Source organism: Saccharopolyspora indica, assembly GCF_027853965.1.
GTDB lineage: Bacteria > Actinomycetota > Actinomycetes > Mycobacteriales > Pseudonocardiaceae > Saccharopolyspora > Saccharopolyspora indica.
The window spans coordinates 141,399-165,796 of record NZ_JAQGLB010000014.1; the positions used below are offsets into that span (position 1 = coordinate 141,399).

Sequence of the window (24,398 nt, forward strand, 5' to 3'; positions counted from 1 at the left end):
GTTCCGGCAACTCCGCGTAAGGCCCTCGTTCGGGTGACGCCTGTCCGGGTCTTGCGTCGCCCGGTGCGGGGTAGCCGGGAGGCGGCATGCACAGGGGAAGCGCGCGTCCTCACCCGGAGGTGGTCCGCCATGAAGGCAGTCGTGTACCAGGAACCCTTCTCGGTCGCGGTCGGCGAGGTGGACCGGCCGAGCATCCAGCACCCCAACGACGTGATCGTGCGGATCACCTCGACCGCCATCTGCGGCTCCGACCTGCACATGTACGAGGGGCGCACGGCGGCCGAACCGGGCATCGTGTTCGGCCACGAGAACATGGGCATCATCGAGGAGCTCGGCTCCGGCGTGACCAGCCTGAACCGCGGCGACCGCGTGGTGATGCCGTTCAACGTCGCCTGCGGGTTCTGCAAGAACTGCATGGCGGGCAACACCGGGTTCTGCCTGACCGTCAACCCCGGCTTCGCCGGCGGCGCCTACGGCTACGTCGCGATGGGGCCCTACAGCGGTGGCCAGGCGGAGTACCTGCGGGTGCCCTTCGCCGACTTCAACTGCCTGACGCTGCCCGCCGACGGCAGCCACGAGGCCGACTTCGTGCTGCTCGCCGACATCTTCCCGACCGGATACCACGGCTGCGAGCTCGCGCAGGTCTCGCCGGGGGAGAGCGTCGTGGTGTACGGGGCCGGGCCGGTCGGGCTGATGGCCGCCTACTCGGCGCTGCTGCGCGGTGCCGCGCGGGTGTTCTGCGTCGACCGGATCCCGGAGCGGCTGGCCAAGGCCGCGGAGATCGGGGCCGTCCCGATCGACTTCTCGCAGGGCGACCCGGTCGCGATGATCAAGGACCAGACCGATGGGGAGGGCACCGACAAGGGCATCGACGCGGTCGGCTACCAGGCCCAGGTCGGCGACGGCAGCAAGGAAGAACCCGCGGTGGTGCTGAACTCGCTGATCGACACGGTCCGCGCGACCGGGCGGCTGGGCGTGCCGGGGCTGTACGTGCCCGCCGACCCGGGCGGCCCGACCGACGAGGCGAAGAAGGGCATGCTGCTGGTCTCGGTCGGCCGGATGTTCGAGAAGGGGCAGGTCATCGGCACCGGCCAGTGCAACGTCAAGCGCTACAACCGGCAGCTGCGCGACATGATCATCGCGGGCCGGGCGGAGCCGAGCTTCGTGGTCTCCCACGAGCTGTCGCTCTCCGACGCCCCGGACGCCTACCGGAAGTTCGACCAGCGGATCGAGGGCTACACCAAGGTCGTCCTGCACCCGTGAACCGGTGCGCGCCGGCGGCTGCCGGGGCGCTTCCGGCTACCGCAGCGTGATGTCGACGACGACCGGCCGGTGGTCGGACACCGTCGTCGAGATCACCTCGGCGCGGTGCGCGTCGATTTCCCGCGAGGCCAGGACGTAGTCGATGCGCATCGTCGGCTTCGCCGCGTCGAAGGTGAAGCCGTCGCCCCGCCCGGCGGTGGGCCAGGTGTCGGCGAGGCGCTCGGTGAGCTCGGCGATCTCGGGCGCCTCCGGCGTGGCGTTGAGGTCCCCGGTGAGCACGGTGGGGAGGTTCCGGCCGTCGATGATGGCGTTGATCGCGGCCACCTGCTCCGAGCGCTCGGCCGACGAGCTGTGCTGCAGGTGCGTGTTCAGGAAGAGCATCTTCTTGCCGCGCACGTTGATCCGCGCCTCCAGCAGCCCGCGCTGCTCGCCCTGCTCCGCCCGGGGGAGCAGCGTGTTGCGGGAGTCGAGGATCGGGAAGCGGGACAGGATCGCGGTGCCGTACTGGCGTCGCGGCTCACCGGGGTTCGCCGGGTCGAGGTCCAGGTTGGCGCCGTAGGCCACGTGCATCCCGAGGCGGCGGGCCAGCCACCCGGCCTGGTCGGCGAAGTCGCTGCGATCGGACCAGTGCCGGTCGACCTCCTGCAGGCCGATGACGTCGGCGCCGGACTTCTCGACGACGCCCGCGGTGCGCTCGAGGTCGAGGACGTCGTCCATCCCCGCGCCGTGCTTGATGTTGAACGTCGCAACGGTGAGCTGCCGCGGCGGGACATCGGCGAACGCCATCGGCGCGAGCACGATCGCGACCAGGGCCAGGACGGCGGCCAGCGCGGACCGGCCGAACGAATGCTTCACGAAGTACCTCCGAATCGGTCGAACGAGGCATTCCTACCGGCCGTTGTTGAACTCGCCTGGCCTGCACCCGAACACCCGGACCAACCGGAGGTGTACGTCGCCCTGCACCAGGTGAGTCGGGGAGGTCGCGTCAATTTCGTACGAAATTGACGTTCACCCGGGTGACGGTCAATTTCGTGCGAAATTGACCGCCGCTCTGGGCGTGGGACGGCCTTTGCGCAGGTGGTGGCCGTGTGTGCTTTGGGGTGCCGGGACACCCGGAAGTGGGTGCGGGGGATTGGGCGGGTGAAAGGGCTTGCTCAGCGGTCGAGGACCGTGCGGAGGGCGTGCTCCAGGTCGGCCGCGGAGCCGGTGCCGCGGCTGCGCCAGGCGATGAAGCGGTCCGGGCGCACCAGAACCGCTCCGTCGGTGGTGACGCCGTACCTGGCGGTCCAGTCGCCGGTCATCTCGCCGCCGAGCAGGTGCGCCCGCAGGCGGACGCCGAGGTCCGCGGCCAGCTGCTCGGCTGCCTTCGCCCACGTCTCAGATCCGGTCAGCAGCACGAACTCCCGGCCGAACAGGTCGATCGTGGACAGTTCACCGTCCGAAGTGGTCAGTCGGGCGTGCGGGGCGCGCGAGCCGGGACGTCCGGTCGGCTCGGTCGGGTCCTCCAGGAGCTCGCCGTCGTCGCCGGGCTCCGGGACGACCGCGCCGTTGTGCCGGTAGCCGAACAGCAGCATGCCCGGGTCCTCGATCGGCGGGGTGTCCTCCGGTCGTTTCAGGTGCGGCATGCTGCGCGCGATGGCGTTCTTGAACTGGTTCTCCGCGATCAGCTCGCCGACCGGGCGCCGCTCGGCGTCGTGGCTGTCCAGCAGGCCCGGCCCGGCCTCGCCGCGGAGCACGGCGGCCAGCTTCCACGCCAGGTAGAAGCCGTCCATGATGGCGGTGTTGCCGCCGAGGCCGCCGTGCGGCGGCATGGTGTGCGCGGCGTCGCCGACCAGGTGCACCCGTCCGCTGGAGAACCGGTCCGCGACCCGCATGCCCGCCACCGTGGTGTCGGCGGCCACGATCTCCGCGGCGAGGCCGGGCACGCCGGTGGCCAGCCGGATCTGCTCCAGGGCGCGGTCTTCCGGGAAGTCGTCGATGCTCTCGTGCTCCGGGTCGTAGCCGACGCCGACGACGAACAGGTCCGGCTCGTCGGTGCTGACCACCGTGCCGCTGCCGCCGGAGAGCCGCGGGTTCTGCAGGTAGTAGAGGACCTGGCGGTCGCCGACGGCGGGTGCGAGGTCGGCGCGGATCAGCCAGTGGATCGAGCGCCCGATCGTGCCGCGGCCGTGGGTTCCGATGCCCAGCCGCTCGCGGATCGGGCTGCGGTGGCCGTCGGCGGCCACCAGGTGGTCGGCGTGCGCGGTGCGGGTCCCGGTGGCGTCGGAGAGGACCGCGCGAACCCCGGAGTCGTCCTGCTCGAAGGACTCCAGGGTGGTGGCGAAGCGGATCTCGGCGCCCAGTTCGCGGGCGCGCTCGGCGAGGATGCGCTCCGCGGCGGCCTGGCTGGCGTCCGCCGAGCGAGCGGGTGTCAGGCCCTCCAACGGCAGGAACGTGGCGTGCAGGATCTCGCGGAACACCGGGCCGCTCGCGCTCTCGGCTATGCGGATCAGGAATCCGGTGTCCTTCGGAGACGCCTCGACCATCGCTTCGGCCAGCCCGGCCAGGTGCAGCGCTTCCATCACGTGGTGCTGCTGGCCGCGCGCCTTGGGGTGCGTGGAGGTGCTCGGGTGGCGTTCGACCACCAGCGACGGCGTGCCGTGCAGGCCCAGGAAGACGGCGGTCGACAGCCCGGCCAGCCCGGCGCCGGCGATCAGGACGGGGGTGCTCTCGGACATCGCGACGGCTCCTTCGAACGGTGTTCGTTCAACGAACGCTGTTCTACCCACGAACAGTGTTCGTGTCAAGTACGGTGTTCGCAGCAGCGATCGAGTGGGGAGAGCGATGTCCGTGCCCGTCCCGCCCTGGCGGCAGCGCGTAGCGCGCGAGCGATCGGTCAAGCAGCCGTTGAGCCTGGAGCTGATCGTGCGCACCGCGCTCGAACTGCTCGACGCCGAAGGGCTGGACGCGGTCAGCATGCGCAAGGTCGCGCAGCGGCTGGGCACCGGCGCGGCCTCCCTGTACGCCTACGTGCGCAACAAGGACGAGCTGCACGAGCTGATGCTCGACCTGGTGATCGGCGAGATCGCGCTGCCCGAGCCCGATCCGGCCAAGTGGCAGGAGCAGCTCAAGGAGCTGATCCGCCAGCAGGTCGCGGTCTTCGGCGCGCACCCCGGCATCGCCCAGGTCGTCATGCGCACCCCGGCGCCCACCGGGCCCAACGCGCTGCACCTCAGCGAGGCGATGATGGCGATCCTGCGCGCGGCGGGAAAGCCGGACCGGGTGGTCGCTTTCGCGGTGGACGTCCTCGCCCTCTACACCACGGCGGTGTCCATGGAGCGCACCGCGGACTTCGGGCTCAGCGACGCCGAGCGCGGTGAGCGGATGGCGCAGGTCCAGCAGTACTTCGCCGAGCTCCCGCCGGAGCGCTTCCCGTCGATCACGGCGCTGCTCCCGGCCCTGATGTCCGGCACCGACGAGGAGCGCTTCGAGTTCGGCCTGGACCTCCTGATCAAGGGCCTCGCCGCCACCGACGGCTGATTCCCACGCCGAGTGATCGGCGGCCGACGTTCCGCAGTGGACCGCTGCGACCGGCGACACGTTCGCGAGCAGCTGCGACGTGGATCGGGGAGTCGGCCGTTACTGTTGTCGGTCATGGATGTTCGGGTCGTGGACCACCCCCTGGCGAAGGCAAGGCTGTCCACCATGCGCGACGCGCGCACCAACAGCGCTGCGTTCCGCGCCGCCTTGCAGGAGCTCACGCTGATGCTCATGTACGAGGCCACGCGGGACGCCGAGGTCGCGGTGGAGCCGATCCACACCCCGGTGGCGCGCACCGACGGCTACCGGCTGGCCCACCCGCCGCTGCTGGTGCCGGTGCTGCGGGCCGGCCTGGGCATGGCCGACCAGGCGCACCGGCTGATCCCGGAGGCGCAGATGGGCTTCGTCGGCCTGGCGCGGGACGAGACGACGCTGCAGCCCACGCCGTACCTGGAGTCGCTGCCCGCCGACCTGTCCGGTCGCCCGGTGTTCGTGCTCGACCCGATGCTGGCCACCGGCGGTTCGATGGTGCACACGATCCGGATCCTGACCGAGCGCGGCGCCAGCGACGTGACCGCGATCTGCACGCTGGCGGCGCCGGAGGGCGTGCGGCGGCTGGAGGAGTCCGGCCTGCCGGTCCGTGTGGTGACCGCGAGCATCGACGAGCGCCTGAACGAGTCGGGCTACATCGTCCCCGGTCTCGGCGATGCGGGTGATCGCGAGTACGGCGCGGTCTGATCCCGCGGGCCTTTCCCGGATTTCCCGCCGACCGCGAACCTCCTCCGCTCGGGGCTGAGCCCCGATGCGGGGGAGGTTTCGTTCTGCGCCGGAAACTGGGAATTCCCTGGTCCGAGGCATCTTCGCGGCGGGTTGCGGCCGGGGCTGAGCGCAGCAGCAGTTTTCGGCCGAACAGGCGATAGCTGGTCTAGACCTGATCGGAATATGGTCTATACCACACATGGAGCGATCCCCCCGATGAAGTAGGAGTCGCCATGTCCTCTCGAAGTCGCAGATTCCCGTTCCGGCTCCCGGTGCTGCTCGCCTCGGTACTCGCACTGGGACTGCCCCTGCTGGCCTCCCCGGCGGGCGCCACCGACGCCCCGGCGGCCCCCCGGCCGCAAGCCGTCGACGAGGTCCAGTCGCAGGCCGCCGCCCGCAAGGTCGGCTACTTCACCCAGTGGTCGATCTACGGCCGCAACTACTTCGTCAAGAACCTCGACACCTCCGGCACCGCCGCGAAGCTGACCCACATCAACTACGCCTTCGGCAACCTGAACACCGCGGGCCAGTGCTTCCAGGTCAACCAGGCCGGTGAGGGCGACGCCTGGGCCGACTACCAGCGGCGGTTCACCGCCGAGCAGACCGTCAGCGGCCAGGCCGACGCCTACGACCAGCCGCTGGCGGGCAACCTCAACCAGCTCAAGCAGCTCAAGGCGAAGTACCCGCACCTGAAGGTCTACATCTCCTTCGGCGGCTGGACCTGGTCGAAGAACTTCCACAACGCGGCGGCCACCCCCCAATCGCGCGCCGCGCACGTGAAGTCCTGCATCGACATGTGGATCCGGGGCAACATGCCCAAGATCGGCGGTGAGCCGCAGGGCGGCGACGGCGTCGCCGCGGGCGTCTTCGACGGCGTCGACCTCGACTGGGAGTGGCCCGGCTCCGAGGGCGGCCCGGGCAACGTGGTCGACCCGGCCGACAAGCAGAACTTCACCGCGCTGCTGCAGGAGTGGCGCACCCAGCTCGACGCCGTCGGCAAGGAGACGGGCAAGAACTACGACATCAGCGCCTTCCTGCCCGCCGACCCGGCGAAGATCGAGGCCGGGTTCGAGGTGCCCAAGGTCTTCAACCTGCTGACCTTCGGCACCATCCAGGGCTACGACCTGCACGGCGCCTACGACCCGACGACCAACCACCAGTCGGCGATCCTCAGCCCGCAGGGCGACCCGTCGCCGGAGAAGTGGAGCATCGACCAGACCATCAACGCCTGGCGCACGGCGGGCGCGCCGAACGACAAGATGGTGCTCGGCGTGCCGTTCTACGGGCGCGGCTGGACCGGCGTGACGAACCAGAACAACGGCCTGTTCCAGAACTCGACCGGACCCGCGCCGGCGACCTGGGAGGCGGGCATCGAGGACTACAAGGTGCTCAAGTCCAAGGCCGGCCAGTACACCCTGCACCGCGACGAGCAGGCCGGTTTCGCCTGGCTCTTCGACGGGACCACGTTCTGGACCTACGACGACCCCACCGAGATCAAGCGCAAGGTCGACTACCTCAAGAAGCAGGGCCTCGGCGGCGCGATGATCTGGTCCTTGGACGGCGACACCCCGGAGGGCGAGCTGATGACCGCCCTGCACACGGCCCTCGGCTAGGGGCCCGAGAACGGTCGTGCCCGGTGTGGTGACGCCAGGTCGGGCACGACGCGCTGGCCCCGGGACAACACCCCCCGTCGCTCCGGGGTCAGCGCCTCCAACCCGCGATACCGTTCACCAGCGCCCGCTCGTAGCGGGCGCTGGTGTCGTCTCGGGGCAGCGGGGAGTTCAGCTCCAGCGAGACCAGGCCGTGCACCAGGGCCCAAGCGGCGAAGACGATCTCGTCCGGGTCGGTGTCGGCCAGCGCGCCCCGCTCGATGCCCCGCGCGACGGCGTCCTGCAGCGGTCGCATGCTGAGCAGGGCGGCGTTCACCGAATCCTCGTCCGGGACGAAATCGGGCACCGCCCGGCCGAACATGATCGAGTAGAAGTGCGGGTTGGCCAGGGCGCTCTCCCGGTAGGCCAGGCCGAGCGCGCACATGTCGGCCACCGGGTCGCCGGTGCTGGGGACCTGCGCCATCCGGTCGCCGAGCCGCTGGAAGCCCTCCGCGTACAGCTCGCGCACCAGCCCCGGCTTGCCGCCGAACAGCGAGTACACCGCCGTCGTGGAGGTGCCGACGTCCGCGGCCAGCCGCCGCAGGCCGAGCCCCTCCGGACCGTGCGCGGAGAGCAGTTCGCCCGCTCGATCCAGCAGCCGGATGCGCAGGGCGTCGTCGTGCGCGCGCGGTCTAGCCATCCTCCGAAACTAGCGCCTGCCGCGAGTGGTATCAGCGCGATACCATCGCGGCATGGCCATGACCCTGCGTCTCACCGATGAAGAGAACGAGCGGCTCGCCGAGCTGGCGGCGGCTGAAGGGCGCTCCAAGCAGGAGGTCGTGCGCAGCGCGCTGGCCGATCGCTGGGCGCGGCAGCAGAAGGAGCAGCAGCTGGACGAGGTCGTGCAGCGGGTGCTGCCCCGCTACCGGGGCTTGCTCGACAAGCTCGGCACGGCATGATCGACCATTGACCGCGTGATCGTTTACCTCGACACGTCGGATCTGCTCCTGCTCGCCACGGCGGTGACCGACGGCGACCTGATGGTGCGGGACGGCGGCCTGCTCGACGCGGCCGCGTACCGGCCGCACGCCGAGGTGTTCGGCGTGCCTGCCTACGAGACGTTGTGGCTGAAGTCCGCCGCGCTGCTGGACTCGATCGTCCGCACCCGCCCGCTGGCCGGGGGCAACTGGCGGCTGGCGTGGGTGGCCGCGGTGGCGATGTGCGACCTCAACGGCTGGTGGGTGGAGGCCGCCGACGACGCGGCGCTGGAGATGGTCCGCGAGGTCGGCCGCGACCAGCTGGAGCTCCCCGAAGTCGCTGGTCACCTGGAATCCTGGGCGAAGCCGAAGGCGTGAGAGGGGCCTGGAGACGGCGGTGGCCCGGCCGGTATCTCCGGCCGGGCCACCGCGATCGTTGTGCGGGTCAGGCGGCGGGTCCGCTTTGCAGCTTGCGCAGTGCGATCGGTGCGCCCGCCAGATCCTCTTCGTTGCAGAGCAACTTCAGGTCGTAGTAGGGAGCACCCTCGCGATCGTCGTAATCCAGGTGGACTGCGATGACGTCGAGCGGTTCCCCCAGCCAGTCCTGGGCTGCGCGGAGCCACTTGGCGGAACGCTCCAAGGCGGCCGGTAGGTCGTTGTCGCGGAACTCGACAGGTCGGTAGGGAACGCCCTGAACCTGATCGTGTGAACCAGGGGGCTGTGGGAGATCCACGGAGACGCCGGAGTCGTCGAGTTCGAGTCGGATCGATTCCTCACTCACTGTCGCAGCGTAACCCCTCGGGCCCCGCAAATGCTGCCGGAGTCCCTGGGGAGATGTCTTCCGACGGCCTGGATGGGGTGGTTCGGGGGATCTGCGCCGTTACCGAGCGCGAGGAGGAGGGCGCCCCGAACATCGCACGTTGATGAGGGAAGGCGGGCTTTGCCCAGGGCGCCCCGTGTCGTCAAGGGGCGCGCCCCGACGACACGATCAGGTTACTCCGCGACTTCCGACCAAGATCAACTGGGGTTCTTCTGCTGTTGTGCAACCGGAAACCCGGGGCCCGCGCTCACTCGGTCATGAGCCCGGCCGCGACGGTCGCGCCGAGCTCCCAGCAGGCCGCCAGCTCGGCCTTGCCGGGCGTGCCCAGGACGGTGACCGGCTCGGCGGCCTGCTGCCAGGAGAGCCCCGTGGTGATCGAGCGGATCGCGCGCTGCGCGCCCTCCACGCCCTCGTTGCCGTGCACGTAGTAGCCGAACGGGCGACCCGCGGTCGAGTCCAGGCAGGGGTAGTAGATCGTGTCGAAGAAGTGCTTGAGCGCGCCGCTGATGTAGCCGAGGTTCGCCGGGGTGCCCAGCAGGTAGCCGTCGGCTTCGAGGACGTCGCTGGCGGTCGCGCTCAGCGCCGCGCGGCGCACCACCTCGACGCCTTCGATCTCGTCGGTGGTCGCGCCCGCGACGACCTGTTCGAACAGCGCCTGCATCCCGGGTGACGGGGTGTGGTGCACGATCAGCAGCCGGGGCATCTCAGCCTCCTCGCACGAGTTCGGACACGGCGCGCTCCAGCGCGGCGAGGCGGTCCGCGGCGCGCCGCTTCGCGGTGGGCAGGTCGTCGACCTGCTCGACGACCTGCAGGTAGCACTTGAGCTTCGGCTCGGTCCCGGACGGCCGGATGACCACCCGCAGGCCGCCCGCGCCGGTGACCACCAGCGCGTCGGTCTCCGGCAGCAGATCCCGAACGTCCACAGTGGTCCCGGCGAGCCGAGCCGGGGGCTGGGCGCGCAGCCGCCGCATGATCCGGGGGATCACGCTCAGGTCGGAGACCCGGACCGAGATCTGCCCGGTCTCGTGCAGGCCGTGCGCGGTGGAGAGCTCGTCGAGCAGCTGCGGGAGGCCGCGCCCCGCGGCCTTCAGCGCCGCGGCCAGGTCGGCGGCCAGCACCGCGGTGGAGATGCCGTCCTTGTCGCGCACGAAATCCGGGTCGACGCAGTGGCCGAGCGCTTCCTCGTAGGCGTAGACCAGTCCGGTGCCCGCACCGTCCCCGGCGCGCACCAGCCACTTGAAGCCGGTCAGCGTCTCGTCGTAGCGGACGCCGAACTCCGCGGCGATCGAGCGCAGCATGGTCGCGGACACGATCGTCGTGGCCACCAGCGGATCCGGCGCCACCTCTCGGTCCAAAGTGGACAGGATGTGCCAGGCGAGCAGGACACCGGTCTCGTCGCCGCGCAACATCCGCCAGACGCCGTCCACCGGCACGCCGAGCGCGCACCGGTCGGCATCCGGGTCCAGCGCGATCGCCAGGTCCGCGCCGACCTCCGCGGCCAGCGCCAGCAGCGCGTCCGTCGTCCCGGGCTCCTCGGGGTTCGGGAACCCGACGGTGGGGAAGTCCGGATCCGGATCGGCCTGCGACGCGACCAGGTGCACGTCGTCGAATCCCGCGCGGTGCAGCGCTTCCCGGAGCGGCTGCGCGCCGACGCCGTGCAGCGCGGTCGCCGCGATCCGCAACTCGCGGGCGCTGCCGCGCGGCAGCGTCGCGACCCGGGCGAGGTAGTCCTCCAGCGCCGCGGAGTGGACCGACCAGTTCTCCGCGCGCGGCACGGAGTTCGCCGCCGGAGTCGCGGCGACGGCGGCCTCGATCTCGCTGTCGGTGGGGTTCACCAGGTGGATGCCGCCCCGCAGGTACAGCTTGTACCCGTTGTCCTGCGGCGGGTTGTGCGAGGCGGTGATCTGGATGCCCGCGACGGCCTCCAGCGCGCGCACCGCGTGCGCCAGCACCGGCGTCGGCAGCGGCTCGGGCAGCACCCGCACGTCGAAACCGGCCGCCGCCAGCACACCGGCGGCATCGGCGGCGAAATCGGCCGACCCGTGCCGCGCGTCCCGGCCGACGACCACGACACCGCCGCCGTGGCCGTGCTCGGTGAGCCACGCCGCGACTCCGGCGGTCGTGCGCACGACCACCGCGCGGTTCATGCCGTTCGCCCCAGCGCGCACCGCGGCGCGCAGGCCCGCGGTGCCGAATCGCGGCATCCCGGACATCCGGTCCGCCAGCTCGGGCGAGTCGGCGTCGACCAGCCGCTGCAACTCCGCCCGCGCGCCCGGGTCGACGTCCTCCGCGATCCACCGCTGCGCCGCGGCCCGCGCGCCCGTCCCGCACACTTCCACCGATTCGCCCACGAGGCCTCCGATGCGAATGCCAACACCCGAGCGGAGATCATCCCAGCTCCGCCGCGATCCCGTGGGGTCGTGAGCGCGAAAACCCCGCGCTCACGACCCGCGAGATCAAGCGGCTTCCACCACCGAGCGCAGGAGTTTGCCCATGCGGGTGGCCGATGCGCGGCCCGCTTCCAGGACTTCCTCGTGGTTCAGCGGTTCGCCGCTGAGCCCCGCCGCCAGGTTCGTCACCAGGGACAGGCCGAAGACCTCGGCGCCCGCGGCGCGGGCCGCGATCGCCTCCAGCACCGTCGACATGCCGACCAGGTCGACGCCCATGGTGCGCAGCATGCGGATCTCGGCGGGCGTCTCGAAGTGCGGGCCGGGCAGCCCGGCGTAGACGCCTTCCTCCAGCGTCGGGTCGATGCCGCGGGCGAGCTCCCGCAGCCGCGGCGAGTACAGGTCGGTGAGGTCCACGAAGTCCGCGCCCACCAGCGGCGACCGCGCGGTCATGTTGACGTGGTCGCTGATCAGCACCGGCTGCCCGACCTGCATGCCTTCGCGCAGGCCGCCCGCGGCGTTGGTGAGCACCACCGTGCGGCACCCGGCGGCGATCGCGGTGCGCACCCCGTGCGCCACCGGGTCGATGCCCTTGCCCTCGTAGAGGTGCGTGCGCCCGAGCATGACGAGCGCCCGCTTGTCGCCCACCGGCACGGACCGGATCTTGCCGCTGTGCCCGATCGCGCCCGGTGCGGCGAAGCCCGGCAGCTCGGCCATGCCGATCTCGGCGGCGGGCGAGCCGATCTCCTCGGCGGCGGGCTGCCAGCCGGAGCCGAGCACGACGACCAGGTCGTGGCGCTCGACGCCGGTGGCCTCGGCGAGTGCCGAGGCGGCGGCCGAAGCGGTGGCGGACGGGTCGGAAGCAGTACTAGAGGTCACGGCCGCGCAGCTTAGAGGCTTTTCCGCGTCCGCGTCGCGCTCGGGAGCCCGTCAGGGAGTGGTGGTATCGAGGGTCGGTGCGATCTCGTTGAGCATCGCCTGGCTCTGCGGGCTGCGCCCGGGCGGCCCGGTGACCCGCACGATCCACAGGTCGTCATCCCGGCGGACCAGCTCCGCCGCCGTGGTGCGCGGGTGGGGGTTGGCCTGCCCGTTGAGCATCGGCCGCACCGTCGTCGTGTAGACCAGCCGCTTGCCGTCGCCGTTGTCGGTCACCTCGTCGACCTGGACCTGGCTCCCCCCGCTCACGCTCAGCGGCAGCTTGTCCAGGTAGTCGTCGATGTCGTGGCCCGAGCCGAAGAAGTTCCCGTAGCGCTGCACGGCGATCTCGAAGAGGCCGTCCGGGGACACGTAGGACATCACCAGGCTGTTGGCGACATCGGTGCGCTCGCTCTGGAACACCTGCCAGCCACCGGGGCTCGGCGCAGGCGCCAGGATCTGGAACTTCCCGCCCGTGGGAGCCGCGGTGTGCTTGGCGTTCCCGGTCGTCTCGACCAGGCTGAGCTGCTCGGCCAGCGGCCGCTCCGCGGTGGGGCTCGCCGGTGTCCCGGACTCGGGCAGCACGGACTTGCCCACGGCGAGGCGGGTGACCGCGAATCCGCCTGCCAGCGCGGCGGCGAAGAGCACGACGGCGGTCACGCCCAGTGCGACCGCGGTCCACGGCGAGCGGCGGCTCGGCGGCGGGTCCTTCAGCGCGAACGGCGGCAGCCCGGGATCGCTGGCCAGCGGGGCGGCCGGCGCGCCGAGCGTGGGCTGCTTCGGCCGCGGCGGCGGCGGGTTCGACGGCGTCGGCGGGACCAGCGAGCGAACCCGCACCGTGGGGGCCTCGGGATCGAGCAGCATCGCGAACGGGCGCGCACCCGGCGGCGGCAGCAGGTGCTGCACCCGGCGGCGGACCTCGGTCAGCGACATCCGCCGCGTCGGGTCCTTGACCATCAGCCCGGTGATGATCTCGCCGATCGGGCCGGAACGGCTCACCTGCGGGACGGGGCCGCGCACCACCTCGGTCACGGTGGCCAGCGGATCGTCGCCGACGTCGTAGGGCGCCCGGCCCTCGACGACGGCGAACAGCGTCGCGCCCAGCCCCCAGAGGTCGGCGGCCGCCCGGACGCCCTCGCCCGCCGCGACCTCGGGCGCGATGTAGGCCGGGGTGCCCAGCAGGATCCCGGTGCTGGTGAGGGTGTGCTCGGCGATGTTGCGGGAGATGCCGAAGTCGCTGACCTTGATCCGGCCGTCGTCGCCGATGAGCACGTTGCCTGGCTTGACGTCGCGGTGCACGATGCCGGCCCGGTGCGCGGCGTCCAGCCCGGCCGCGACGCCGTCGACGATCACCGCGATCTGCTGGTCGTCGAGCGCGCCGTGCTCCCCGAGGATCGCCGCGAGGCTCTGCGACGGCACCAGCTCCATGACCACGAACGGCTCGCCGCCCTCGCGGGCGACGTCGTAGAGGGTCACCACGTTGGGGTGCGACAGCACCGCGATCGCCCGGGCCTCGCGGAGCGCGCGCTCGCGCATCTCGGCGGCTTCCTCGTCGGGCATGCCCGGCGGGAGCTTGACCTCCTTGACCGCCACCGGGCGGCGCAGCAGTTCGTCGGTGCCGGCCCACACGGTGCCCATCGCACCGCCGCCGAGCTTGCGTTCCAGGCGGTACCGGTCACCGATCAGCCGACCGGCGCCGGCGAGGGTGTTGTTGTCGTTCGCGGGCACGATCACATTCTCCACGGACGACCGCGGCCGCGAGGCCGAACGGGCCGATCGTTGCGCAGCTGGGACGACGTCATCGCCGCGGGGCGATCAGCGGCGATCGTTCGTATCAGCGTTACAAAACGTGAGTAATCCCACCCGGAGCGGCGTCGGGGGAGCGTTGTTGTCGCGGCTAACGTTATTTCGTCGCAACGAAAAAACCGGCGAGGATCGGCTGCTGTCCGCAAGATCGCGGATTGGCCCGAATACGTGTGTTTCGGATAAGTTGGGCGCCGATCGGACCTCGCTGACATCGGTGGCCCGAGCCTTCTCAACGCCGATATTCGCAGCGTCGCGCGCAAGGAAGCAACATACATGCGTCATGGTGCGTCCGCGATGACGGTGGCGAACAACCCCGGCTCGCCGGGTGTCGGCGGGTCGAGCTGACCACGACCTATCGGCGTCGAGGAGGTGCCCTTGCTCGCGTTCGTCGTCGTGCACCTGCTGGTGGCCCTGGCACTGCCGTTCCTGGCCCGGCGCAGCACCCGAGCCGCATTCCTGACCGCAGCCGTTCCACCGGCTGCGGCTCTGCTCTGGGTGCTGGCGCAGGCCGGACCGGTGCTGTCCGGGCGGACGATCAGCGAGACCGTCGAATGGGCACCGCTGATAGGCCTGCAGTTCGCCTTCCGGCTGGACGCGCTGGCGCTGCTGATGACCGTCCTGGTCGCCGGCCTCGGCGCCGTGGTGCTGGTCTACGCCGACTCCTACTTCACCCGCGGCGGCGGCGACGCCCGGCGCTCGGCCCCGCTGCTGCTGGCCTTCGCCGGGGCGATGCTCGGGCTGATCTTCTCCGACGACCTGATCACCGTCTACGTCTTCTGGGAACTGACGACGATCTGCTCGTTCCTGCTGGTCGGGCAGGCCGGGCTCAGCCGCGAATCGCGCCGGTCGGCGCTGCAGGCGCTGATGATCACCAGCCTGGGCGGGCTGGTGATGCTGCTCGGCTTCGTGGTGCTCGGCGAGACCGCGGGCACCTACCGGATCTCCGAGCTGGCCGCGAACCCGCCGGGCGGGGCCGCGACGGCGGTCGCCGCGCTGCTGATCCTGGTCGGCGCGTTCACCAAGTCCGCGCAGATCCCGTTCCACAACTGGCTGCCCGCGGCGATGGTCGCGCCGACGCCGATCAGCGCCTACCTGCACGCCGCGTCGATGGTCAAGGCCGGTGTGTTCCTGGTGGCCCGGCTGGCGCCGGTGTTCACCGACGTGCCGGAGTGGAAGCTGGCCGCCATCGCCTTCGGCCTGGTCACGATGCTGGTCGGCGGCTGGCGGGCGCTGCACGAGTACGACCTGAAGAAGCTGCTGGCCTACGGCACCGTCAGCCAGCTCGGCTTCCTGATGGTGCTGTTCGGCGCGGGCACCCACACCGGCGCGATGGCCGGTGCCGCGATGCTGCTCGCGCACGGCATGTTCAAGGCCACGCTGTTCCTGGTCGTCGGCATCATCGACCACCAGGCGGGCACCCGCGACATCCGCAAGCTCTCCGGGCTGGGCCGCGAGCTGCCGTGGCTGGCGGTGATCGCCACCCTCGGCGTGGCCTCGATGGCCGGGCTCCCGCCGATGCTCGGCTTCATCGGCAAGGAAGCGGCCTTCAGCGCCTTCCTCACCGGCGGCCGACCGGACCTGCTGGTGGACGCGGTGCTGGTGCTCGGCTCGATGCTGACCGTCGCCTACAGCCTGCGGATGCTGTGGGGCGCCTTCGCGGACAAGCCGGAGCTGCCGCGCACCAAGGCCAAGAAGCCCAGCCCGGAGGCGCTGATCCCGGCCGCGCTGCCCGCGCTGGCGGGCATCGTGCTGGGCATCGGCTACCCGGTCGCCGACAAGCTGGCCGGTTCCTACGCCGAGGTCTTCGCACCGGTCGCCGACCCGTACCACCTGGCGCTCTGGCACGGCTTCAACCTGCCGCTGCTGCTGTCCGCCCTCGCGGTCACCGGCGGTGTCGCGCTGCACCTGGGCCGGGTCCAGCTGACCGCGGCGCGCAACAAGCTGCCGCGGCCGCTCGACGCGCAGCGCGGCTACGAGCGGATCATGGCGCTGCTGGAGCGGGTGGCGGTCGGCGTCACCGGCCGCTTGCAGGTCGGTTCGCTGCCGACCTACCTCGGCATCGTCCTGCTGACGATGCTGGCGATCCCGGGCTCCGCGCTGCTGCTGCGGGCCGCGGTGCCGGACGACCTGCGGGCCTACGACAACCTCCTGCAGATCCCGCTGGCCGTCGTGGTGATCGTCGCGGCGATCGCGGTGCTGCGCTCGCGCCGGCGGCTGACCGCGGTGCTGCTGGTCGGCGTGGTCGGCTACGGCATCGGCGGGCTGTTCATCGTGGACGGCGGCCCCGACCTGGCGCTGGCCCAGTTCCTGGTGGAGACGCTGACGCTGGTGGCGTTCGTGTTCGTGCTGCGGCGGCTGCCGGTGCGCTTCACCCAGTCCGACACCGCGAAGGCCTGGCAGGTGCCCAAGGCGGTCATCGCGGTCGCCGCCGGGACCTTCATCTCGCTGGCCGCGGTGATCTTCAGCGGTGCGCGCCAGGCCCCGCCGGAGGCCAGCGAGGCGTTCATCGCCAACGCGGAGAAGGGCGCGGGCGCGACCAACGTGGTCAACGCGATCATCGTCGACTTCCGGGCCTTCGACACCGTCGGCGAGATCGCGGTGCTCGCGATCGCCGCGACCGGGGTGGCCAGCCTGATCCTGGCCTCCCGCCACGAACGCCGGAAGCGCAGCACGCGGGTGCGGTCGGTACCCGTGAAAACGCCGGTCAAGCTGCAGGAGGAGGTGCGCGAATGACGACGACGCCGATGAAGCGTCCGTCCTGGACGACCTGGGACGCGCCGGCCGAACGCTGGCTGCTGTCCGGTTTCTGCCGTGACGGCAAGCAGCGCACCGTGCTGCTCGAACTCGCCGCCCGCATCATCTTCCCGACCGTCCTGGTGCTGTCCATCTACCTGCTCTTCGCCGGGCACGACCGGGCGGGCGGCGGGTTCAGCGGCGGCCTGGTCGCCGGGCAGGCGTTCGTGCTGCGCTACCTCGCCGGTGGCCGGATGGACGACAGCGCGATCGTCTCGATGCGGCCGCCGGTGCTGATCGGCATGGGCCTGACCATCGCCACCACCTCGGCCTTCCTGCCGCTGCTGTTCGGCGGCGAGCTGCTGGAGACGGCGATCTACAAGTTCACCGCGCCGCCGCTCGGCGAGATCAAGTTCGTCACCAGCGTGCTGCTCGACAGCGGGGTGTACCTGCTGATCGTGGGGGTGGTGCTGGACCTGCTGCGCACCTTGGGCTCGGGCATCGAGGCCGACGTCGACGCGGCGGAGCGGGGGCAGCGATGACGATCAACCTGACCATGGCGGTGGTGCTCGCCGTCCTGTACTCGGTCGGCTTCTACCTGCTGATGCAGCGCTCCCTGATGCGGATCCTGCTCGGCATCGTGATCCTCGGGCACGGCTCGAACCTGCTGCTGCAGACCGCGGGCGGCCCGCCCGGCCGCGCACCGATGCTCGGTTCGGCGCAGCCGGAGCAGATGACCGACCCGCTGCCGCAGGCGATGGCGCTCACCGCGATCGTGATCACCTTCGCGCTGACCACGTTCCTGCTGGCGCTGGCCTACCGCTCGTGGACGCTGCTCGGCCACGACGAGGTCCGCGACGACTTGGAGGACCGGCGCATCCAGCGGTTGGAGCGGCGGCTGGCCGAGTCCGAGGAGGACGGCGCCGAGGAGCTGGAGAAGGAGGCCACCCAGTGACGGTTCTCGTGGCCCTTCCCGTCCTGCTGCCGCTGCTCGCCGCCGGGTTGTCGCTGGCGCTGGGGCGCTTCGCGGACATCCAGCGCGCGCTCGGGCTGCTGGTGCTCGGCGGGATCATCGTGGACGCCGCGGTGCTGCTCCACGTCGCCGACCGGTTCGGGCCGGTGGTGCTGCAGATGGGCGCCTGGCCGGCGCCGTTCGGCATCACGCTGGTCGCCGACCGGCTCTCGGCGCTGCTGCTGCTGATCTCCTCGGTGGTGACCTTCGCGGTGCTGATCTACTCGATCGGCCAGCGCATCACCGACTACGGCCGGGAGCGCTCCAGCACCACGTTCCACCCGATGTACCTGATGCTGTGCGCGGGCGTCTCGCTGGCCTACCTGACCGGCGACCTGTTCAACCTGTTCGTCGCCTTCGAGATCATGCTCAGCTCGTCCTACGTGCTGATCACCCGGCGCACCACCGCCACCCGCGTCCGCGCGGGCATGACCTACGTGATCGTCAGCCTGGCGTCCTCGCTGCTGTTCATCACGATGATCGCGCTGGTCTACGCCTCGACCGGCACGGTGAACCTGGCCGACCTGGGCGAGAAGGTGCACCAGCTGCCGGACGGGCTGCAGATCGCGCTGGCGCTGCTGGTGGTGGTCGTCTTCGGCGTGAAGGCGGCCATGGTGCCGCTGCACTTCTGGCTGCCGGACAGCTACCCGACCGCGCCCGCCCCGGTCACCGCGGTGTTCGCCGGGCTGCTCACCAAGGTCGGCATCTACGCGCTGATCCGCACCCAGACGCTGGTGTTCAGCCATTCCGAGAGCTGGAACCTGATGCTCGGCATCGCGCTGATCACCATGATCGTCGGCGCGCTGGGCGCGCTGGCCCAGAACGACCTGAACCGGCTGCTGTCCTTCCTGCTGGTCAGCCACATCGGCTACATGCTGTTCGGGCTCGGCGTCTACGACGTGATCGGCCTGACCGGCGTGATCCTCTACGTGGTGCACCACATCACCGTGCAGGCCGCGCTGTTCCTGGTCAGCGGTCTGATCACGCGGCACACCGGCACCGTGGCGCTGACCCGGATGGGCGGGCTGGCCAAGGCCGCGCCGATGATCGCGGTGCTGTTCGCGCTGCCCGCGCTGACGCTGGCCGGGGTGCCGCCGTTCTCCGGCTTCGTGGCCAAGCTGGCGCTGCTGCAGGCCGGTGTCGGCGCCGGGACCTGGACGGCCTACGCGGTCACCGGCGGCCTGGTGCTGACCAGCCTGCTCACCCTCTACGCCATGGCGCGGGTGTGGACGCGGGCGTTCTGGGGGCAGGTCAAGGCTCCCGAGCAGGACCCCGACCCGACCGACGAGCTGGTGGTCGGCACCGCCACCTCGAACCGCCCGATGGTGGTGGCCAGCGGCGTGCTGGTGGCGACCAGCGTGGTGATCGCGCTGCTGGCGGGTCCGCTGGCCGAGGTCAGCGGGCGGGCCGCGGAGGACCTGATGCACGGCGAGACCTACCGGAGCGCGGTGTTGGGAGGTGCCGTCGAATGACCGAGCGGATCACCCGTCGCGGCAGGCTGCTGCGGCGGTTGCCGATGGTGGCCTGGCTGACCCTGGTCTGGGTGATGCTGTGGGGCACCTTCGACCTGGGCACCCTGTTCTTCGGCCTGGTCGTGGCGGTGTTCGTCGCGACGCTGTTCCCGAACCCGGCCATCCGCACCAACATCGCGGTGCGCCCGCTGCGGGTGCTGCAGCTGGCCGGCTACCTGGCCTGGGACCTGGTGATCTCCACCGGGCGGGTCTCCTGGCAGGCGGTCACCCAGGGCCCGAACGCGCCCGCCGGGATCGTGGCGGTGACGCTGCGGACCGACTCCGACCACATCACCGCGATGGTGGCCAACGCGCTGTCGCTGGCCCCGGGCAAGTTCGTGCTGCAGATCGACCGGGCCAACCGGATCTGCTACGTCTACTCGCTCGGCATGCGCGCCGCCGACGCCGAATCGGTGCGCCAGGAGGTGCTGGCCCTGGAGCGCCGAGTGGTCCGAGCGGTCGGCTCACCCGCCGAACTCGTCCTGGTCAGCGGAACGGAGGAACGCGCATGACTTCCTCTGTGCGAGTTCGCTCGCGGGCGCAACCGTCACTGAAGATCGTGGAGGGGCGGTGCAGGGGTGCGTGCATGACTTCCTTTGTGCCAACTGGAGTCCTGCTCAACAGCACCTCAGGGGACCGTGATGCAACCCAGCCACAAGAAACCCCCCAAACGCGAGATCACTCAAGGACGCAACCACCACTGAAAATCGCGGAGAGGCGGGACCGTTGACCTGGGTCTTCATCGTGACCATCGGCCTGCTGAGCGTGGCCGGGCTGCTGGTCCTGGTGCGGTTGATCCTCGGCCGCACCACGCTGGACCGGATCGTGGCGGTCGACGTGTTCGTCACCGTGATCATCGCCGGGACGTGCGCGGGCATGGGCTGGTTGCAGGACGGCTCGAACATCGCGCTGCTGGCCGCCTTCGCGCTGCTGGCGTTCATCGGGTCGGTCAGCGCTGCCCGGCTGGTCGAGAAGAAGGAGCCGTACCGATGAGCCTGCTGGACGTCTTCTCCGCGGTCTGCCTCATCGGCGGCGCGCTGTCCTGCCTGCTCGGGGCCATCGGCCTGCTGAGCTTCCCGGACGTGCTGGCCCGCCTGCAGGCCGCCACCAAGCCGCAGACGCTGGGGCTGATGCTGATCCTGATCGGCACCGCCGTGCAGCTGGACTTCATCTACGCGTCGGGCCTGATCCTGGTGGCGCTGTTCCAGATGCTCACCGCGCCGGTGATGGCGCAGCTGGTGGGCCGGGCGGCCTACCGCGCGGACAGCATCCGGCGGGACACCCTGGTGGTGGACGAGCTCGGGGACCGGATCGAACGGGAGCGCCGGGACCGCTGATCCGATCCGGCACACCTCGCACGCGACCGGTCACACTGCGCGCCGACTATGATCAAATGGTCCTGTACGGGTGACCACGAAAGTGTCGGTAGTCCGACGCGGCTGCAGAAGGATGTGGAGCCATCATGTGGCGGACCGGCCGCGTGCTCGCTGGCCTCGCGATCGCGTTGTCCCTGTTCCTGGTCCCTCCGGCGGCCGTTGCCGAGGAGGCCGCCGCGCCGCCGACGACCATCGTGGTCGCGCAGGAACCGCCGCCCGCACCGCCCGCCGAGCAGCCGCCCGCGGACGCCGGTGCCGACGCGCGCCAGCGGATGGGGATCGGCATCGCCGGATTCGTGCTGATCGGTCTGGTGCTGCTGTCGCGCCGCCTCCGCAAGAAGCCGGTCTTGTTTGTCAAGTGGAAAAAGTCGTAAACCGCCCGGAAACCGGGTGACCGGTCTGTTCTTTGCGGAATAATTTCGTTGTCAATTCTCGCCATGGACTAGACCTGACGGCGAACCTGTGGGATTTTCACAACTGACTACGTGCGTAGGCGCAAGCCTCACGAGGTGACGACCGTCCCTGACGTGCGGAGATCGGGGCGAACGCCCCCCACGAACGTGGGCCGGCACCGGGAAGCCCCCCGACCGGTGCCGGCCCACACCCTTCTGTCCCGCCTCTCCGCGATCTTCAGTGGTGGTTGCGTTGGGGGGTGATCTTGCGTTTCGGGGGTTTCTTGTGGCTGGGTTGCGTCACGGTCCCCTGGGGTGCGGTTGAGCTGCGGTTGACGCGAGGGGTGTTCCGCATAAGGTCGGGTGCCCGGAGTCCGGGCGGGGGCTGTCACTCCTGTAAGAGGGTGCCATCCGCGTCGCTACGTGGAACGGACCTGGACATTCTCAATGCGCGTTGAAAACAATTCTTCGGTCGGGCTGAATGAGCGCCACCCGTTCGTCGCAGTGTGCGTACCGGTCGGCTAGACGTTCCGCATCGGTGCAGTGCCGCTGTTCCGGATGATGCAGGATGGGCGCCAAATGAGTACTGCGCCCGCCCCGCACCGCGATCACGACCGTTCCGCCGCCGCGCGCTGCCGCGCCTCGGTGCAACGCCACGAGCGCGAGCTGGTCGAGCTCTCCCGCAGCATCCACGCCGAACCGGAACTCGCCTTCGCCGAGCACCGCAGCGCGGCCAAGGTCGCCGACCTGCTCGCCCGGCACGGCTTCGAGGTCCGCACCCCGGTGGCCGGCCTGGACACCGCGCTGGTCGCCGAGCGCGGCAGCGGCGAGCTGGTGGTGGCGGTCTGCGCCGAGTACGACGCGCTGCCGGAGGTCGGTCACGCCTGCGGGCACAACGTGATCGCCGCGGCCGCGGTCGGCGCCGCGCTGGCGCTCGCCGAGGTCGCCGACGAGCTGGGCATCACCGTCCGGCTGATCGGTACTCCGGCGGAGGAGACCGGCGGCGGCAAGGTGCTGATGCTGCAGCGCGGCGTGTTCGACGACGTGGCGATGGCGATGATGGTGCACCCCGGCCCGGAGGAGGTCTGCCGCCCGGTCTCGCTGGCCATCACCGACCTGGAGGTGCGCTACACCGGCCGCGAGGCGCACGCCGCCTCGGCCCCGCAGCTGGGCCTCAACGCGGCCGACGCGCTGACCGTCGCGCAGGTCGCCATCGGCCTGCTGCGCCAGCACCTCGAACCGCAGCAGATGGTGCACGGTATCGTCACCGCAGGTGGCGCGGCGCCGAACATCGTTCCCGCGCGCACCGCGGCGGTCTACAACTTGCGCGCTGCCGAAGCGCGTTCCCTGCAGCGCCTGGAGAACCGCATCCGGGCCTGCTTCGAGGCGGGCGCGACGGCGACCGGGTGCACGCACGAGGTCGTGCAGATCTCCCCGGTCTACGCGGAGCTGGACCCCGACGACTGGTTGTCGGAGGCCTACCGCCGCGCGATCACCGAGCTCGGGCGGGAACCGCTCGACCGAGGTGCCGAGCAGAGCCGGGTCATCGGCAGCACCGACATGGGCAACGTGACCAGGGCCCTGCCCGCGATCCACCCGATGATCGCGATCGACTGCGGCGGCGCGGTCAACCACCAGGTTGAGTTCGCCGCGGCCTGCGCGACCCCGACCGCCGACCGGGCGGTGCTGGACGGGGCGCTGGCGATGGCCTGGACGGCGGTGGCCGCCGCCGCGGACGGCGCGCAGCGGGACCGCCTGCTGGCCGCCGCGCGCGCTCGGAGTTCGTCGGAAGAGTTCTGCACACCGGTCGGCGGCGCGCACCGCGGGCCGGGTGCGGGTGCCCAGCAGGATGCCGGGGGCGTGGCGTGAGCGGTGCTGCCGCTTGCCGCTCGTTCCGCGCACCGGATCCGGACGCCCCGCAAGACACTGGAGGAATGGCGTGACCGTGGTGGATTCTCGTGGCTCGGACCCGGGGCGGCCCTCGAACGGCGGTTCGGCGGTGGAGGAGGCGGGCTGGCCCGCGGCGGCGCCGGGCACGCTCCTCGCGCCCGACGTGGACGGGCCGTCCGCGCCGATCGGCAGCACCATGTCGAGCGTGGACACCAGTCTCGGGGCCGTGGCGGACCTGGGCGCCGGTCGCGGGCCGGCCTGGCTGGACTCCTGGTTGGCGGCGAACGCCCAGCGGGTGGTGGCCTGGCGTCGGCACCTCCACGCCTACCCCGAGCTCTCCCGCGCCGAGCACGAGACCACGGCCTTCCTCGTCGAGCAGCTCACCAGGGCCGGGCTGAAGCCGCAGGTGCTGCCGGTGGGCACCGGCCTGGTCTGCGACATCGGCGAGGACCGGCCCGGTGCCCGCACCGTGGCGCTGCGCGCGGACATCGACGCGCTGCCGCTGACCGAGGCCACCGGTCTCCCGTACGCCTCCACCGTGGACGGCGTCGCGCACGCCTGCGGCCACGACGCGCACACCACGGTCGCGCTGGGCGCCGCGCTGGCGCTGGCCGCCGCGCCGGAACTGCCCGGCCGGGTGCGGCTGATCCTCCAGCCCGCCGAGGAGGTGATGCCCGGCGGCGCGCTGGACGTGCTGGCCGCCGGAGCCCTCGACGGGGTGGACCGGATCTTCGGGCTGCACTGCGACCCGCGGCTGCCGGCCGGGCAGATCGGCACCCGCGTCGGTGCCATCACCTCCGCCAGCGACCTGCTGGAGCTCCGCCTGACCTCGCCCGGCGGGCACACCTCGCGCCCGCACCTGACCGCGGACCTGGTGCACGCGCTGGGCACCGTCATCACCGGTCTGCCTACGCTGCTGTCGCGCCGCGTGGACCCGCGCACCGGAACCGTCCTGACCTGGGGCGCGGTGCACGCCGGGGAAGCGCCGAACGCCATCCCGCAGGACGGGGTGCTCACCGGCACGCTGCGCACCGGCGACCGCGACACCTGGGCGAAGCTGGAACCGCTGGTGCACGAGCTGGTGCACAGCCTGCTGGCGCCGCTCGGCGTCGGGTTCGACCTGCACCACCGGCGCGGCGTGCCGCCGGTGGTCAACGACCAGGAGAGCACCGAGCTGTTCCGGGCGGGCATCGAGGCGGCCCTCGGCGAGGAAGCCCTGGCGAGCACCGCGCAGTCCTCGGGCGGCGAGGACTTCGGCTGGTACCTGGAGCACGTGCCGGGCTCGTTCGCGCGCCTGGGCGTGCACTCCGGAACCGGCCGGGTCAAGGACCTGCACCAGCCGACGTTCGCGCTGGACGAGCGGGCCCTGCTGGTGGGCGTCCGGGCGATGGTCCACACGGCCCTGCGGACCCTCCGGGACTGACTTCCGCGGATTCGCACCTGATCGAG

General features: G+C 71.2%; 24 protein-coding genes. 16 read left to right on the forward strand and 8 right to left on the reverse strand.

The genetic code is table 11. The features are described 5' to 3' along the window. Positions 1-129: 129 nt before the first annotated feature. Positions 130-1,263: a glutathione-independent formaldehyde dehydrogenase gene (locus tag OU416_RS27205; RefSeq protein ID WP_270929867.1), complete on the forward strand. Its 1,134-nt coding sequence runs from the start codon at positions 130-132 to the stop codon at positions 1,261-1,263. Positions 1,264-1,299: 36 nt separating this feature from the next. On the opposite strand, the gene OU416_RS27210 is transcribed toward OU416_RS27205, so the two are convergent. Next, entirely contained in the window at positions 1,300-2,118 is an 819-nt protein-coding gene (locus OU416_RS27210; RefSeq protein WP_270929868.1) for an endonuclease/exonuclease/phosphatase family protein, read from the reverse strand. Between the two features lie 299 nt (positions 2,119-2,417). Beyond that, positions 2,418-3,980 (reverse strand): FAD-dependent monooxygenase, encoded by a 1,563-nt coding sequence (locus OU416_RS27215; protein WP_270929869.1) that lies wholly within the window; start codon positions 3,978-3,980, stop codon positions 2,418-2,420. A gap of 106 nt (positions 3,981-4,086) precedes the next feature. Between OU416_RS27215 and OU416_RS27220 the strand changes: the two genes are divergently transcribed. The 3 genes from OU416_RS27220 (at position 4,087) to OU416_RS27230 (ending at position 7,154) form a co-directional block, all read left to right on the forward strand. Continuing rightward, complete coding sequence (locus OU416_RS27220; RefSeq protein WP_270929870.1) at positions 4,087-4,782, forward strand: TetR/AcrR family transcriptional regulator; 696 nt, start codon at positions 4,087-4,089, stop codon at positions 4,780-4,782. Positions 4,783-4,896: 114 nt separating this feature from the next. Next, entirely contained in the window at positions 4,897-5,520 is a 624-nt protein-coding gene (upp, locus tag OU416_RS27225) for a uracil phosphoribosyltransferase (RefSeq protein WP_270929871.1), read from the forward strand. 254 nt (positions 5,521-5,774) lie between these two features. Beyond that, positions 5,775-7,154, forward strand: coding sequence for a glycoside hydrolase family 18 protein (locus tag OU416_RS27230; protein WP_270929872.1), 1,380 nt, complete (start codon positions 5,775-5,777; stop codon positions 7,152-7,154). A gap of 88 nt (positions 7,155-7,242) precedes the next feature. Here the strand turns inward: OU416_RS27230 and OU416_RS27235 are convergent, their stop codons facing one another. Continuing rightward, entirely contained in the window at positions 7,243-7,830 is a 588-nt protein-coding gene (locus tag OU416_RS27235; protein ID WP_270929873.1) for a TetR/AcrR family transcriptional regulator, read from the reverse strand. A 52-nt stretch (positions 7,831-7,882) separates the two neighbouring features. Here OU416_RS27235 and OU416_RS27240 point away from each other — a divergent pair, with 52 nt between their 5' ends. Both OU416_RS27240 and OU416_RS27245 read left to right on the forward strand, forming a co-directional pair. Further along, entirely contained in the window at positions 7,883-8,089 is a 207-nt protein-coding gene (locus tag OU416_RS27240) for a type II toxin-antitoxin system VapB family antitoxin (RefSeq protein ID WP_270929874.1), read from the forward strand. A 15-nt stretch (positions 8,090-8,104) separates the two neighbouring features. Continuing rightward, positions 8,105-8,485 (forward strand): type II toxin-antitoxin system death-on-curing family toxin, encoded by a 381-nt coding sequence (locus OU416_RS27245; RefSeq protein ID WP_270929875.1) that lies wholly within the window; start codon positions 8,105-8,107, stop codon positions 8,483-8,485. A gap of 67 nt (positions 8,486-8,552) precedes the next feature. Here the strand turns inward: OU416_RS27245 and OU416_RS27250 are convergent, their stop codons facing one another. From OU416_RS27250 to OU416_RS27270, 5 genes are all read right to left on the reverse strand, one after another. Further along, positions 8,553-8,888, reverse strand: a complete 336-nt coding sequence (locus OU416_RS27250) for a hypothetical protein (RefSeq protein WP_270929876.1) — start codon at positions 8,886-8,888, stop codon at positions 8,553-8,555. A 286-nt stretch (positions 8,889-9,174) separates the two neighbouring features. Beyond that, positions 9,175-9,630 carry a flavodoxin family protein gene (locus OU416_RS27255; protein ID WP_270929877.1) on the reverse strand — a complete coding sequence of 152 codons (456 nt, stop codon included), beginning with the start codon at positions 9,628-9,630 and terminating at the stop codon, positions 9,175-9,177. Position 9,631: 1 nt separating this feature from the next. Continuing rightward, a complete protein-coding gene (locus OU416_RS27260) occupies positions 9,632-11,278 on the reverse strand; it encodes a phospho-sugar mutase (RefSeq protein WP_270929878.1) in 1,647 nt (548 codons plus the stop codon). A 105-nt stretch (positions 11,279-11,383) separates the two neighbouring features. Beyond that, complete coding sequence (locus OU416_RS27265; RefSeq protein ID WP_270929879.1) at positions 11,384-12,193, reverse strand: purine-nucleoside phosphorylase; 810 nt, start codon at positions 12,191-12,193, stop codon at positions 11,384-11,386. A 51-nt stretch (positions 12,194-12,244) separates the two neighbouring features. Beyond that, the gene (locus tag OU416_RS27270; RefSeq protein WP_270929880.1) at positions 12,245-13,957 is read right to left on the reverse strand and encodes a serine/threonine-protein kinase; all 1,713 of its coding nucleotides are present in this window, start codon (positions 13,955-13,957) and stop codon (positions 12,245-12,247) included. Between the two features lie 447 nt (positions 13,958-14,404). Here OU416_RS27270 and mbhE point away from each other — a divergent pair, with 447 nt between their 5' ends. The 10 genes from mbhE (at position 14,405) to OU416_RS27320 (ending at position 24,372) form a co-directional block, all read left to right on the forward strand. Next, positions 14,405-16,768 (forward strand): hydrogen gas-evolving membrane-bound hydrogenase subunit E, encoded by a 2,364-nt coding sequence (mbhE, locus tag OU416_RS27275; RefSeq protein WP_270929881.1) that lies wholly within the window; start codon positions 14,405-14,407, stop codon positions 16,766-16,768. Beyond that, entirely contained in the window at positions 16,765-17,310 is a 546-nt protein-coding gene (locus OU416_RS27280) for an MnhB domain-containing protein (RefSeq protein ID WP_270929882.1), read from the forward strand. The genes mbhE and OU416_RS27280 overlap by 4 nt, the downstream gene beginning before the upstream one ends. Next, complete coding sequence (locus OU416_RS27285) at positions 17,307-17,723, forward strand: Na(+)/H(+) antiporter subunit C (RefSeq protein ID WP_270929883.1); 417 nt, start codon at positions 17,307-17,309, stop codon at positions 17,721-17,723. The genes OU416_RS27280 and OU416_RS27285 overlap by 4 nt, the downstream gene beginning before the upstream one ends. Continuing rightward, on the forward strand, positions 17,720-19,252 hold the full coding sequence (locus OU416_RS27290) for a Na+/H+ antiporter subunit D (protein WP_270929884.1): 1,533 nt from the start codon (positions 17,720-17,722) through the stop codon (positions 19,250-19,252). Before OU416_RS27285 ends, OU416_RS27290 begins: the two co-directional genes overlap by 4 nt. After that, positions 19,249-19,803, forward strand: a complete 555-nt coding sequence (locus OU416_RS27295) for a Na+/H+ antiporter subunit E (protein WP_270929885.1) — start codon at positions 19,249-19,251, stop codon at positions 19,801-19,803. Before OU416_RS27290 ends, OU416_RS27295 begins: the two co-directional genes overlap by 4 nt. A 214-nt stretch (positions 19,804-20,017) precedes the next feature. After that, complete coding sequence (locus OU416_RS27300) at positions 20,018-20,284, forward strand: monovalent cation/H+ antiporter complex subunit F (protein ID WP_270929886.1); 267 nt, start codon at positions 20,018-20,020, stop codon at positions 20,282-20,284. Then, the gene (gene mnhG / locus OU416_RS27305; RefSeq protein WP_093352759.1) at positions 20,281-20,628 is read left to right on the forward strand and encodes a monovalent cation/H(+) antiporter subunit G; all 348 of its coding nucleotides are present in this window, start codon (positions 20,281-20,283) and stop codon (positions 20,626-20,628) included. The genes OU416_RS27300 and mnhG overlap by 4 nt, the downstream gene beginning before the upstream one ends. Before the next feature lie 125 nt (positions 20,629-20,753). After that, positions 20,754-21,041, forward strand: a complete 288-nt coding sequence (locus tag OU416_RS27310) for a hypothetical protein (RefSeq protein WP_270929887.1) — start codon at positions 20,754-20,756, stop codon at positions 21,039-21,041. A gap of 597 nt (positions 21,042-21,638) precedes the next feature. Next, on the forward strand, positions 21,639-22,928 hold the full coding sequence (locus OU416_RS27315; RefSeq protein ID WP_270929888.1) for a M20 family metallopeptidase: 1,290 nt from the start codon (positions 21,639-21,641) through the stop codon (positions 22,926-22,928). 205 nt (positions 22,929-23,133) lie between these two features. Beyond that, positions 23,134-24,372: a M20 family metallopeptidase gene (locus OU416_RS27320; RefSeq protein WP_372907268.1), complete on the forward strand. Its 1,239-nt coding sequence runs from the start codon at positions 23,134-23,136 to the stop codon at positions 24,370-24,372. The last annotated feature ends 26 nt before the right edge of the window (positions 24,373-24,398 follow it).